Raw genomic sequence first — 12,194 nt, 5'->3', positions numbered from 1 at the left:
GCGGGGCCGTCGGCAGGGGCCGTCCGCCGGGCCGTCAGCCGGGGTCGTCCGCGGCGGCCCGGGAGCGGGTCCGGGCCTGGAGGAAGATCTCCATGCCGCCGCCGCCCTCCGGGGCGCGATACGCCCAGGGCACGGGCGTGTAGTACGGCCCGAGCGCCTCGAACACCCGGGCCGCGTCCGGGAACCGCAGCGCGCCCCAGAGGGCGTGCGCCAGATGGTTGAGGTCCAGCGGAGAACGCTCCTCGGCGCCGGTCCGCTCGAACCAGGAGAGCAGCGCCCGGTGCGCCTCGCGGGTGGCGTCCTCCGCCACCCAGTGCAGGTCCAGCGCGGCGTCGCGGCCGCCGCCGCGCCGGTAGCGCTCGGCCCGGACGTACAGCGGCAGCAGATGCAGCGCGGAGCCCGGCGGCGCGGCGGCGGCGGCCCGCTGCGCGTAGTCGGTCGCCTCGGCCAGCCGCTCCGAGGCCGCGTGCTTGTACAGGAACTGGAGCATCCGGTGGTGGGCCTCGCGGTTGTACGGGTCGCGCCGGTCGGCCTCGGCCAGCAGGCCCCACGGGCCGGGCGGCAGCGTCGGCTCGGGCGCCGCCACCCGGTGCTCGTCCCACAGCCGCCGCCGGTCCAGCTGGGCGAGCGACAGCAGGCACACCCACGGGACCGGATCCGGTGCGGCGGCGTCGGCGGCGGTCCTGCTCGCGTCCCAGGCCTCGATCCACAGCTCATGGGCCCGGCGGTGGCCCTCGCGGTGCGCCCGCAGGGCCCGTTCCACGGCGACCCTGGCGTGCATCACCGTGGCCGGGACACTGGACGGCTCCTCCGCGAGCCAGGCCCGCACCACGTCGGTACCGGCTGCCGCGGTCGCCAGCACCTGGGTGCGCCGCGTCCACTGCCACCATGCCGTGGTCTCGGCGAGCAGCCCGCGCATCGACATCCACCGTCCGGTGCGCAGCTCCTGGAGGGCGGCGCGCAGCGCGGAGTCGTGGCCCGCCGGGTCGTAGGAGGGCCGGGCTCCTTCTCTGGCCATCAGCCGGCCGTCCTCGGGCGAGGGCGGGGCAAGACGGCAGGGTGGAGTAACAACAGCCCTCCTCTGGGCGGCATGTCGAGGAGATCGCCGGGACGGCGGTCACTATAGAGGCGGCCGTTCCGCATCACCCATGCTTTCCCGTTCGTCGCGAACTTCGTTATGTACACGGGTAGTTGACTGTTCTTCAGCCAGCGAACGACGAGGTGGGCGCGGGGGCGGCCGTCGCTTGACGCGGTACCTGCGGCGACGGCAGGCTGTCGGGCTGTGATCACTTCCGGATCACTCGGAAAAGGGGCGCGATGACAGGTCCGGTGCTCGCTGTCGACCAGGGCACGTCCGGAACCAAGGCGCTGGTGATCTGCCCCGAACGCGGCGTCATCGGCACCGGGTTCACCGCCGTGCACCCCCGTCATCTGCCCGGTGGACTGGTCGAGGTCGACCCCGGCGAGCTCTTCGCCTCGGTCGTCGAGGCCGGGACGCGCGCGCTGGCCGAGGCGGGGGAGCCCGTCACCGCCCTCGGTCTCGCCAACCAGGGCGAGACGGTGCTCGCCTGGGATCCGGGAAGCGGCCGCCCGCTGACCGACGCGCTCGTCTGGCAGGACCGCCGCGCCGACTCGGTCTGCGCCGAAATGGCCCACCACGCCGATGAGTTGCGTGATCTCACCGGGCTGCCCCTCGATCCCTACTTCGCCGCGCCCAAGATGGCCTGGATACGACGGCACCTCACCCGCGAGGGAGTCGTCACCACCAGCGACACCTGGCTCGTGCACCGCCTCACCGGCGCCTACGTCACCGACGCCGCGACCGCCGGCCGCACCCAGCTCCTCGACCTCGACCTCACCACCTGGTCGCCGCGCGCCCTCGACCTGTACGGGCTGTCCGGCGAACGGCTCCCGGACGTCGTCGACAACGCCGTGCCCGTCGGCACCACCACCGCCTTCGGCCCCGAGATCCCGCTCACCGGCCTCGTCGTCGACCAGCAGGCCGCCCTGCTCGCCCAGCGCGTCACCGAGCCCGGCGGCGCCAAGTGCACCTACGGCACCGGCGCGTTCCTCCTCTCCCACACCGGTGACACCCCGATACGCGGCACCTCAGGACTGGTCAGCTGCGTCGCCTGGCGCCTGGACGGCTGCACCGGATACTGCCTCGACGGGCAGGTCTACACGGCGGCCTCCGCCGTCCGCTGGCTCACCGGACTCGGCGTCATCACCGGCGCCGCCGACCTCGACCGGGTGGGCGGCACGGTCCCCGACACCGGCGGCGTCACCTTCGTACCGGCGCTGGCCGGCCTCGCCGCTCCCTGGTGGCGGGGCGACGTCCGCGGCTCGCTCAGCGGGCTCGGCCTCGACACCGGTCCCGGACACGTGGTGCGCGCCCTGTGCGAGGGCCTCGCCGCCCAGGTGACCGCTCTCGCCGAGGCCGCCGCGACCGACCAGGGCGTCCCGCTCACCGAACTGCGCGTCGACGGCGGCCTCACCCGCTCCGCCCTGCTCATGCAGACCCAGGCCGACCTGCTGCAACGGCCCGTGGAGGTCTCCGCGCTGCCCGACGCGACCGCCCTGGGCACCGGCGCGCTGGCCCAGCTCGGCGCCACCCCCGGGCTGACGGTCGCCGACGCCCTGCCCGACTGGAAGCCCGCCGCCGTCTACGAACCGCGTATCACCGCCGACGAGGCGGCCGAACGCCGCGCCGCCTTCCACACCGCCGTGACCGGCCTCCTCGACGGAACGCCCGCGTGACGGTCGGCACACCGGACCCCCCGCTCGATCCTCCGCCCGGTCCCCTGCCCGCGACGACGTACGACGTGGCCGTCGTAGGGGCCGGAGTCGTGGGGTGCGCGATCGCCCGGGAGCTCGCCCGGCACCCGGCGCTGCGGGTCGCGCTCGTCGAGGCGCAGGACGACGTCGGCCAGGGCACGTCCAAGGCCAACACCGCGATCCTGCACACCGGTTTCGACGCCGTCCCCGGCTCCCTGGAAGCGCGTCTCGTCCGCGAGGGCGCGCGGCTGCTGACCGCGTACGCCGCCGAGTGCGGCATCCCCGTCGAACCGGTCGGCGCGCTGCTCGTCGCCTGGGACGAGGAACAGCTCGCCGCCCTGCCCCGGCTCGCGGACAAGGCCGAGCGCAACGACCATCACACCACCCGGCTGCTGGACGTCGCCGAGCTGTACGCCCGCGAGCCGCGCCTCGGCCCCGGCGCGCTGGGCGCCCTGCACGTGCCCGGCGAGAGCATCGTCTGCCCCTGGACGACGACCCTCGCCTACGCCACCCAGGCGGTCCGGCACGGTGTCGACCTCCACCTCAACACCCCTGTGGAGCAGGTGAACCGGCGGGACGGCGTCCACGTCCTCAGCACCCCCCGGGGCGAACTGCGCGCCCGCAGGCTGGTCAACGCGGCCGGTCTGCACGCCGACACCCTCGACCGCCTGCTCGGCCACCACGACTTCACGGTCACCCCGCGCCGGGGCCAGCTCGTCGTCTTCGACAAGCCCGCCCGCGACCTGGTCCGCCACATCCTGCTGCCCGTCCCCACCGCGCTCGGCAAGGGCGTCCTGGTCGCCCCCACCGTCTACGGCAACGTACTGCTCGGCCCCACCGCCGAGGACCTGGACGACAGAGGGGCCACCGGCTCGACCGCCGAGGCGCTCACACGGCTGCGCGAGAGGGGCCGTCGCATCCTGCCCGAGCTGCTCGCCGAGGAGGTCACCGCCGTCTACGCGGGCCTGCGCGCCGCCACCGAGCACGACGACTACCGCATCCGCGCGCACCCCGGGCAGGCGTACGTCACCGTCGGCGGCATCCGCTCCACCGGGCTGACGGCGTCCCTCGCCATCGCCGCGCACGTCGTCGAACTGCTCGTCGCCGACGGGCTCGACCCCGCCCCGGTACGGGAGCTGGAGCCGGTCCGCATGCCCAACCTCGGCGAGGCGTTCACGCGCCCCTACCAGCGGGCCGAACTCATCGCCGCCGACCCGGAGTACGGCACCCTCGTCTGCCACTGCGAACGCGTCTCACGCGGCGAGATCCGTGACGCCCTGGCCGCCACGATCCCCCCGGCCACCCTCGACGGCCTGCGCCGCCGCACCCGGGCGCGGGCGGGCCGCTGCCAGGGGTTCTACTGCGGCGCGACGGTCCGGGCGCTGTTCGAGGAGGCCCGGTCGTGACGGCCGTGCGCCAGGTCGACGTCCTCGTCGTCGGAGCCGGGCCCGCCGGGCTCGCGACGGCCGCCCGGCTCGCCGCCGCGGGCGCGGGCCGAGTCGAGGTGCTGGAGCGTGAGCAAGAGGCCGGGGGGGTACCCCGGCACTGCGCGCACGGCGGCTACGGCACCTGGGCGCACCCGCTCACCGGCCCGCGGTACGCGCGCCTGCTCACGGAGGCGGCCACCGGCGCCGGCGCGCGCGTCCGCACCGGCGTGACGGCTCTCGACTGGGCCGGACCGCTCTCCCTGCACACGGTCGGCCCCGGCGGCCCGGAGCCGATCGCCGCGCGGGCGGTCGTCCTGGCCACCGGCGCCCGCGAACGCCCGCGCGCCGCACGGCTGGTGCCCGGCACCCGCCCCGCCGGTGTGTACACCACCGGCGAACTCCAGCAGGCGGTGCACCTGTACGGGCAGCACATCGGCACGCGCGCGGTGGTGGTGGGCGCGCAGGACGTCTCGTACCGCGCCGCCGCCACCGTACGGGCCGCCGGAGCCGACGTCGTCGCCCTGGTGACCGACCTGCCGTGCGCCCAGACGGCGCGGGCACGCGCCGCCGACTCCCGGCTGCGGCACGGCGTTCCCCTGCTGACCGACACCACCGTCACCGAACTCGTCGGACACGGACGCCTGTCGGGTGTCCGCGTCCGCCACCGCGACGGCCGTACGACCACGCTCGCCTGCGACACGGTCGTCTTCACCGGCGACTTCGTCCCCGACCACGAACTGGCGCGGCGCGGACGGCTGTCGCTGGACCCCGGCACCCGGGGGCCGGCCGTCGACGGCACGCTGCACACCTCACGGCCGGGCGTGTTCGCCGTGGGCAGTGTGCTGCACGCCGTGGAGAGCGCGGCGACCGCGGTCCGTGAGGGCGCGCACGCGGCGGCCGAGGTCCGCGCGTGGCTCGCGACCGGCGAGCGGCCCGACGGCGTCCCCCTGCTCGTGGCCGCGCCCCTGCGCTGGATCGCCCCGAACCGGGTCACCCCGGCCGACCGCATCCCGTACGTCCTGCGCACCTCGGTGGTCCTCACCCGCCCTGTCCTGCGTGTCACCCAGGACGGCCGGCTCCTGCACACCGAGTCCCCGCGGCTCCGTACGGTGCTGCCGAACCGCCCGCTGCCCCTGACCGCGGCCTGGACCCGTCGGGTCGACCCGACAGGCGGCCCGGTGCGGGTGTCGACGGCCTGACCGTCTGGCCGCCTGACCGCGTGGCCGCCTGGCCGTCTGACCGCCTGGCCGTCTGACCGCCTTGCGGTCTCACCGCTTGACCGCTTGACCGCCTGGACGCCTGGCCGCTCACCGGTCGTCGAACGACCCGTGCCGCCCCGCACCACCGGCGAACCGTGCAGCACCCGCCAGCCCCTCCTCCAACACGGCTCTTCCATGGTGGAGTTCGCCGCGCAGGGCCGCCGTCTCGTCCAGGCCTTCCTGGTCGAGGACCGAGGCCCGGTCGCCGCGCAGGCACGCCTGGGGAAAGCCGGCGATCGCCGCGGCCAGCTCCTCGGCCGCGGCGCGCGCCGTGCCGGTGGGGACCACCCGGTTCGCGAGTCCCATCTCGTACGCCTCCCGGGCCGGGACCGGGCGGCCCGTCAGGATCAGGTCCAGGGCACGGCTCGTACCGATCAGCCGGGGCAGCCGTACCGTGCCGCCGTCGATGAGCGGCACGCCCCAGCGGCGGCAGAAGACCCCGAACACGGCGTCCTCCTCGGCCACCCGCAGATCGCACCAGAGCGCCAGCTCCAGGCCGCCGGCCACGGCGTGCCCGGCGACGGCGGCGATCACCGGTTTGGACAGCCGCATCCTGGTCGGACCCATCGGCCCGTCGCCGTCCTCGGCCACCCGGTTGCCGTCCCCGCCGCCCATCGCCTTGAGATCGGCGCCCGCGCAGAACGTACCGCCCTCACCCCACAGCACCGCCACCCGCGCCTCGTCGTCCGCCTCGAACTCACGGAAGGCGGCCGCGAGTTCGGCGGCCGTCGGGCCGTCCACCGCGTTGCGCACCTCGGGGCGGGAGAGCACCACAGTGGTGACGTGTCCCCGGCGTTCCGTCCGGATCGGCATGGTGGAATCCCCTTCTGTACGACGCGTCCGTACGACGTGTCCTCCGGGACGAGTTACTCACAGGAGTTCCCGATGGCAGTACGACGCAACGGCGGTACCGGAGGCACCGGCACTACCGGCAGTACCGGAACACCGCTCGTCGCCGTGGTCACCGGCGCCAACCGCGGCATCGGCTACGAGGTGGTGCGCCAGCTCGCCGACGGCGGCGCCCATCACGTGGTGCTGGGCGCCCGCGACCTCGCCAAGGGTGAGGCCGCCGCCCAGCGCGTCGATCCCGGCGGCCGACGGGTGACCGCCGTTCGGCTCGACGTCGCCGACGAGGCGAGCGTGGCCGCGATGGCGGACCGGGTGACCCGTGACCTCGGGCGCGTGGACGTCGTGGTCAACAACGCGGCGATCCTCTACGACACCTGGGCGCAGGCCCGTTCGGCCGACCTCGACGAGGTCCACCGGGCCATGGAGACCAACCTGTTCGGCGCCTGGCGGGTCACCCAGGCGCTGCTGCCGCTGCTCCGGCGCAGTCCGCACCCCCGGGTGGTCAACGTCAGCAGCGAGGGCGGCTCGCTGGCCGGGATGACCGGAGGCACGCCCGCCTACAGCGTCTCCAAGGCCGCGCTCAACGCCCTCACCCGGCTCCTGGCCGGCGAGCTGGGCCGGCACGGGGTCCTGGTGAACGCCGTCTGCCCGGGCTGGACCGCCACGGACATGGGCGGTGGCGGCCGCCCCGTGCCCGAGGGCGCGGCCGGGGTGGTCTGGGCGGCCACCCTCCCCGACGACGGCCCGAACGGCGGCTTCTTCCGGGACGGCAGGCCCGTGCCCTGGTGACAGGTGTGACATATGGGACACGAGGGGGTGGTGGGTCGTGAGCGGCCGTAACCCCGACGCATCCCCCGGGATCGTGACCAGCCGCAGCCGCAGCCGCAGCCGCAGCCGCAGCCGCGCAGCCCCGGCGCAGTCACAGCCCCGGCGCGCGTGTCCCGGTCAGATGACCTTCAGGCGCACCAGCGCGCCCAGCGTCAGCGCGCCCGGCAGCAAGGGCAGCCACACCGTGATGATCCGGTACGCCAGGACCACCGCCGTGGCCAGCGCCACCGGCCCGCCCGCCGCGACCAGCGCCACGATCAGGGCCGCCTCGACCGAGCCGAGTCCGCCCGGCGTGGGCACCAGGGCCACGGCGACGGTCGCCGCGAGATACGCCAGCGCGATGTGTGTGGGCGGCACCGGCAGCCCCAGCGCCTGTCCCACCGCGGCCAGACCGGCGGCCTGGAGGGCGGGGAACGCCAGCGAACCGCCCCACAGGGCGAACGCGCGCGACGGACGGGTGTGCACCGAGCGCGCCTCGCCCAGCGCGGTGCGCAGGAAGGAGAACACCGCCGTACGCAGCCGCCGGACCAGCACGAGCACGCCCGTGGCCACCACCACGACGGCGCCGATGCCCCACAGCAGCGGGCCGAGCGCGGCGTGCGGCAGCAGCGTGCCGATCCGCAGCGCGTGCGGGAAGGCGAGGAGCAGGGCCGTCAGCAGGCCCAGCCGGCCCACGGACTCGGCGAGCAGATACAGCGCGAGGGCGGCCGAGGAGCGGGCCAGCGGCACCCCGCACACCGTCATGAAGCGCAGGTTGACGGCGCTCGCGCCCAGCCCGGTGGGCAGCAGGTGGTTGGCCGCGCCCGCCGCGAACTGGGTGGCGAGCAGCCGCCGTTTGGGCAGCCGTTCGACCACCGCGCCCTGCCGGGTGAAGGCCGCGGCGACCCAGGTCAGACAGGTGGCGGCGGCCGCGGCCAGCAGCCAGGGCCACTCGGCGCCCCTGAGATGGCCGAAGCCCTCGGCGAGCACCGACCGGTGCTGGACCGCGACCACGCCGAGGATCAGCAACGGAAGCAGGCACAGAATCTTGCGGACGGGGACGCGTGTCACATTCGGAGAGGGTTTCCGCACCACGTCAACGAGGGGTTGCGACAGTGGGGACGGCGGCTTACGGACGGGAAGCGGCTGGGGAGTGCAGGTCATCGGGTCCTTCGTCTGCGCGTGTTTCGGCCGGACATTGACCTCAACGAAACTTGAGGTTCTACGTTCTCTCTCATGAGCATGGAAACCACCGCCTGGACGCAGCTGTACAGCGTCATGAACGCCCAGCAGGAACGCCGTCCCTACGCCCGTGCGACCCTGCGCCGCATCGGCGTGTTCGCCCGCCCGCACCGCCGCCGCATCGCGCTGTTCGTCCTCCTCGGCGTGCTGACCGCGCTGCTGGCGGTGGCGACACCCGTCCTGGCCGGACGTGTCGTCGACGCGATCGTGACGCACGGGGACGAGGGCACGGTCGTCCGCCTCGCCCTGCTCATCGCGCTCATCGCGGTGCTGGAGGCGGCGCTCGGCATCCTGGGCAGAGGGCTGTCGGCGACGCTCGGCGAGGGGCTCATCCTCGATCTGCGGACGGCGGTGTTCGATCATGTGCAGCGGATGCCGGTGGCGTTCTTCACACGCACTCGTACGGGGGCGCTCGTCTCCCGTCTCAACAACGACGTCATCGGCGCCCAGCGCGCGTTCAGCAACACGCTCTCCGGGGTGGTCAGCAACCTGGTCACGCTGCTGCTCACCCTCGCCGTCATGCTCACCCTGTCCTGGCAGATCACCCTGCTCGCCCTGGGCCTGCTCCCCGTCTTCGTCCTGCCCGCCCGGCGCATGGGCGGCCGGATGGCCCGTATGCAGCGCGAGGCGGCCACGCTCAACGCGGCGATGGGCACCCGGATGACCGAGCGCTTCTCCGCCCCCGGCGCCACCCTGGTGAAACTGTTCGGCCGGCCGGAGGACGAGTCGGCGGAGTTCGCGGTCCGGGCCGGCCATGTCCGGGACATCGGGGTGCGTACGGCCATGACCCAGTGGGTGTTCATGACGGCCCTGACGCTGGTCTCGGCCCTGGCCCTGGCCCTCGTCTACGGCCTCGGCGGCTGGTTCGCGCTGCGCGGCACCCTGGAGCCCGGCGCGGTCGTCTCCCTCGCCCTGCTCCTGACCCGCCTCTACGCCCCCCTCACCGCGCTCGCCGGGGCCCGCGTCGAGGTGATGAGCGCACTCGTCAGCTTCGAGCGGGTGTTCGAGGTGCTCGACCTCGAACCGCTCATCGCGGAACGGCCGGGCGCGCGCGAGGTGCCCGAAGGGCCGGTCTCCGTCGAGTTCGACGACGTCCGCTTCGGCTACCCGTCCGCCGACAAGGTCTCCCTCGCCTCCCTGGAGGAGGTCGCGGTCCTGGACACCCGCGACGGCTCCGAGGTCCTGCACGGCGTCTCCTTCCGCGCCGAACCCGGCCAGACCATCGCCCTCGTCGGCTCCTCCGGCGCCGGCAAGTCCACGATCGCGCAGCTCCTGCCGCGCCTGTACGACGTCGACGAGGGCGCCGTACGCCTCGGCGGTGTCGACGTCCGCGACCTCACCCCCGCCTCCCTGCGCGCCACCCTCGGCATGGTCACCCAGGACGGCCACCTCTTCCACGAGTCGGTCCGCGCCAACCTGCTGCTCGCCCGGCCCGCCGCCACCGAGGCCGAACTGTGGGACGCCCTGCGCCGCGCCCGTCTCGACGACCTCGTCCGCGCCCTGCCCGACGGCCTCGACACGGTCGTCGGCGAACGCGGCTACCGCCTCTCGGGAGGCGAACGCCAGCGCATGACCATCGCCCGGCTGCTGCTGGCCCGCCAGCGGGTCGTCATCCTCGACGAGGCCACCGCCCACCTCGACAACACCTCGGAGGCGGCCGTCCAGGAGGCGCTCACCGAGGCCCTGGCCGGCCGCACCGCGATCGTGATCGCCCACCGGCTGTCCACGGTGCGGGCGGCGGACCAGATCCTGGTGATCGAGTCGGGCCGCGTCCTGGAACGCGGCACCCACGAACAGCTCCTGGCGGCCGACGGCCGCTACGCGGAGCTGTACCGCACCCAGTTCGCGCAGCCCGCGGCCACCGACACCGTGGCGGAGATCGCATCGGCGGAGGGAACGGCCGCGTAGGCGAACCAGCTGCCCCGCCGCCCCGCGACCCCGTACCCACCCGGGCGCCCCCGGGGCGCCGTGCGCACCGGACGAGCCGGTCACGGGACCACGACGGCGCGAGGATTTGGACCTGCCCCGTCTCCCGGAGAGGATCAAGAGACGGGGCCCGGGACGCTGGAAGGCTCCGACGAGACCGGGCGAGCGCGACCTCGTGGGCCGCGGCTCGACGGGAGCGTGCGCAAGACCGGCATGGACGCGACGAACGGAGCGAGTGGCATGAGCGGAACGGGCGACGGCCAGGAGGCGGTGCTGTTGAGCATCACCGGACGGGCCGCCCACATCACCCTCAACCGTCCCAGGGCCCTCAACGCGCTGAACCACGCGATGGTGCGCCGCATCGACGAGGCGCTCACCGCCTGGGAGCACGACCCGGCCGTCGAGACCGTCGTCCTCACCGGTGCCGGGGACCGTGCCCTGTGCGCGGGCGGCGACATCCGGGTGGTCCACGACGACGCCCGCGACGGGGACGGCAGCGTCGCCGCCGCGTTCTGGCGCGACGAGTACCGGCTCAACGCGCGCATCGCGCGCTACCCCAAGCCGTACGTCGCCGTCATGGACGGGATCGTCATGGGCGGCGGCGTCGGCCTCTCCGCCCACGGCGGCGTCCGCGTGGTCACCGAGCGGTCCCGGATCGCCATGCCGGAGACCGGCATCGGGTTCGTGCCGGACGTGGGCGGCACCCACCTGCTCGCGCTCGCGCCCGGCGAACTGGGCACCCACCTCGCGCTGACCGGAGCGCAGATCGGCGCCGCCGACGCCGTGCTGTGCGGACTCGCCGACCACTGCGTACCGTCCGCCGCGCTGCCGGACCTCGTCGGCGACCTCGCCGGGACGCCCGTACGGGACGCCCTCGCACGCCATGTACGGCAGCCGTCGCCCGGACAACTGGCGGGACACCGGGCGTGGATCGACGACTGCTACGCGGCCGACAGCGTCGAGGAGATCGTCCAGCGGCTGCTCGTCCACGGCGACCTGGCCGCCAAGGAGGCCGCCCAGACCCTGCTCGGCAGGTCGCCCACCGCCCTGAAGGTCACCCTCGCCGCCCTGCGCCGTGCCCGCCGGCTCGGCTCGCTGGAACGGGTCCTGGACCAGGAGTACCGCGTCTCCTGCGCGGCCCTGTCGACCCCCGACCTGGTGGAGGGAATCCGCGCCCAGGTCATCGACAAGGACCGCGACCCGCACTGGTCGCCGGCCACCCTCGCGGAGGTCACCGACGCCGACGTCGCCCGCTTCTTCGCCCCCCTCGGCGAACGCGAACTCGGCCTGGCCGGACCCGACATCCCGCCGGAGGGGGCCCGGTGAGCGGTACCGTCGCGCTCATCTGACGCGTGCTCCTGGGCGGGCCCCCGCACGCCGGGCCCGGGTAGGCCGGTCACGGATCCGTGGTCGTGACCGCGCACGTCACCCGGGCCTGGCCGCCCGCCGCGAGAGGAAGATCACGCAGGTGGCCCGGTCTTGGCCATGTTCGCGCCAGGCGGTACCGTCGGTGCGGTATCGACGACGACAGAACGGAAGCCGGTGGAAATCCGGCACGGTCGCGCCACTGTGAGCGAGCAGCCCCGCCGGGGCGGCCCGTGAGTCAGACCCGTAGCCGTCGTCATGTGCACCACCGAGATGGGACGCGAACTCCCAAAGGAGGCCCCTGCCATGGCGCAGCACGTCGCCCAGCCGACCGCAACCACCCCTGTCCTTCCCGCCAAACTGCCGATCGCGGCGATCGCTCCCTGGGCGGTCTTCTTCGGCGTCCTGATGCTGGTCCTGCTGTACTTCGTCGGCGCGGAGCAGGGCGCCACCTCCGTCGTCTCGGGCGCGGAAGTCCACGAGTGGGTGCACGACGCCCGCCACCTTCTCGGCTTCCCCTGCCACTGACCCGAGGGACGCCGCA

At 74.5% G+C, this 12,194-nt stretch carries 10 protein-coding genes and 1 riboswitch; of the genes, 7 read left to right on the top strand and 3 right to left on the bottom strand.

Going from position 1 to position 12,194, the window contains the following annotated elements:
* Positions 1 to 34: 34 nt before the first annotated feature.
* Positions 35 to 1,018: a hypothetical protein gene (locus tag ACWCQK_RS00830; RefSeq protein ID WP_451150390.1), complete on the bottom strand. Its 984-nt coding sequence runs from the start codon at positions 1,016 to 1,018 to the stop codon at positions 35 to 37.
* Between the two features lie 299 nt (positions 1,019 to 1,317).
* On the opposite strand from ACWCQK_RS00830, the gene ACWCQK_RS00825 reads away from it, so the two are divergent.
* The 3 genes from ACWCQK_RS00825 to ACWCQK_RS00815 are packed head-to-tail and all read left to right on the top strand — an operon-like array spanning position 1,318 to position 5,401.
* Entirely contained in the window at positions 1,318 to 2,757 is a 1,440-nt protein-coding gene (locus ACWCQK_RS00825; RefSeq protein WP_451150388.1) for an FGGY family carbohydrate kinase, read from the top strand.
* The gene (locus tag ACWCQK_RS00820) at positions 2,754 to 4,181 is read left to right on the top strand and encodes an FAD-dependent oxidoreductase (protein ID WP_451150386.1); all 1,428 of its coding nucleotides are present in this window, start codon (positions 2,754 to 2,756) and stop codon (positions 4,179 to 4,181) included. The genes ACWCQK_RS00825 and ACWCQK_RS00820 overlap by 4 nt, the downstream gene beginning before the upstream one ends.
* Complete coding sequence (locus ACWCQK_RS00815; RefSeq protein ID WP_451150384.1) at positions 4,178 to 5,401, top strand: NAD(P)/FAD-dependent oxidoreductase; 1,224 nt, start codon at positions 4,178 to 4,180, stop codon at positions 5,399 to 5,401. The genes ACWCQK_RS00820 and ACWCQK_RS00815 overlap by 4 nt, the downstream gene beginning before the upstream one ends.
* Before the next feature lie 108 nt (positions 5,402 to 5,509).
* Here ACWCQK_RS00815 and ACWCQK_RS00810 read toward each other — a convergent pair whose 3' ends face one another.
* Positions 5,510 to 6,274 (bottom strand): crotonase/enoyl-CoA hydratase family protein, encoded by a 765-nt coding sequence (locus ACWCQK_RS00810; RefSeq protein ID WP_451150382.1) that lies wholly within the window; start codon positions 6,272 to 6,274, stop codon positions 5,510 to 5,512.
* Between the two features lie 72 nt (positions 6,275 to 6,346).
* Between ACWCQK_RS00810 and ACWCQK_RS00805 the strand changes: the two genes are divergently transcribed.
* Entirely contained in the window at positions 6,347 to 7,099 is a 753-nt protein-coding gene (locus tag ACWCQK_RS00805) for an SDR family oxidoreductase (RefSeq protein WP_451150380.1), read from the top strand.
* 156 nt (positions 7,100 to 7,255) lie between these two features.
* Here the strand turns inward: ACWCQK_RS00805 and ACWCQK_RS00800 are convergent, their stop codons facing one another.
* Entirely contained in the window at positions 7,256 to 8,188 is a 933-nt protein-coding gene (locus ACWCQK_RS00800) for a lysylphosphatidylglycerol synthase transmembrane domain-containing protein (RefSeq protein ID WP_451150379.1), read from the bottom strand.
* A gap of 171 nt (positions 8,189 to 8,359) precedes the next feature.
* On the opposite strand from ACWCQK_RS00800, the gene ACWCQK_RS00795 reads away from it, so the two are divergent.
* The 3 genes from ACWCQK_RS00795 to ACWCQK_RS00785 all read left to right on the top strand — a co-directional run bounded on the left by ACWCQK_RS00795 (position 8,360) and on the right by ACWCQK_RS00785 (position 12,178).
* Complete coding sequence (locus ACWCQK_RS00795; protein WP_451151752.1) at positions 8,360 to 10,267, top strand: ABC transporter ATP-binding protein; 1,908 nt, start codon at positions 8,360 to 8,362, stop codon at positions 10,265 to 10,267.
* A gap of 258 nt (positions 10,268 to 10,525) precedes the next feature.
* Entirely contained in the window at positions 10,526 to 11,611 is a 1,086-nt protein-coding gene (locus ACWCQK_RS00790) for an enoyl-CoA hydratase/isomerase family protein (RefSeq protein WP_451150378.1), read from the top strand.
* Positions 11,612 to 11,767: 156 nt separating this feature from the next.
* Positions 11,768 to 11,918, top strand: a riboswitch (cobalamin riboswitch).
* Between the two features lie 38 nt (positions 11,919 to 11,956).
* Positions 11,957 to 12,178, top strand: a complete 222-nt coding sequence (locus ACWCQK_RS00785; protein ID WP_451150377.1) for a CbtB domain-containing protein — start codon at positions 11,957 to 11,959, stop codon at positions 12,176 to 12,178.
* The last annotated feature ends 16 nt before the right edge of the window (positions 12,179 to 12,194 follow it).

The organism is Streptomyces sp. NPDC002306 (assembly GCF_053593435.1).
Note: the sequence above shows the minus strand (reverse complement) of the source record. Positions and strands in the feature narration are given on the sequence as shown.

What these genes read in the sequence shown, in the direction of transcription:
- ACWCQK_RS00830 (WP_451150390.1), bottom strand. Translation starts at nt 1,018, where the DNA reads ATGGCCAGAGAAGGAGCCCGGCCCTCCTACGACCCGGCGGGCCACGAC.
- ACWCQK_RS00810 (WP_451150382.1), bottom strand. Translation starts at nt 6,274, where the DNA reads ATGCCGATCCGGACGGAACGCCGGGGACACGTCACCACTGTGGTGCTC.
- ACWCQK_RS00825 (WP_451150388.1), top strand. Translation starts at nt 1,318, where the DNA reads ATGACAGGTCCGGTGCTCGCTGTCGACCAGGGCACGTCCGGAACCAAG.
- ACWCQK_RS00790 (WP_451150378.1), top strand. Translation starts at nt 10,526, where the DNA reads ATGAGCGGAACGGGCGACGGCCAGGAGGCGGTGCTGTTGAGCATCACC.
- ACWCQK_RS00795 (WP_451151752.1), top strand. Translation starts at nt 8,360, where the DNA reads ATGGAAACCACCGCCTGGACGCAGCTGTACAGCGTCATGAACGCCCAG.
- ACWCQK_RS00805 (WP_451150380.1), top strand. Translation starts at nt 6,347, where the DNA reads ATGGCAGTACGACGCAACGGCGGTACCGGAGGCACCGGCACTACCGGC.
- ACWCQK_RS00785 (WP_451150377.1), top strand. Translation starts at nt 11,957, where the DNA reads ATGGCGCAGCACGTCGCCCAGCCGACCGCAACCACCCCTGTCCTTCCC.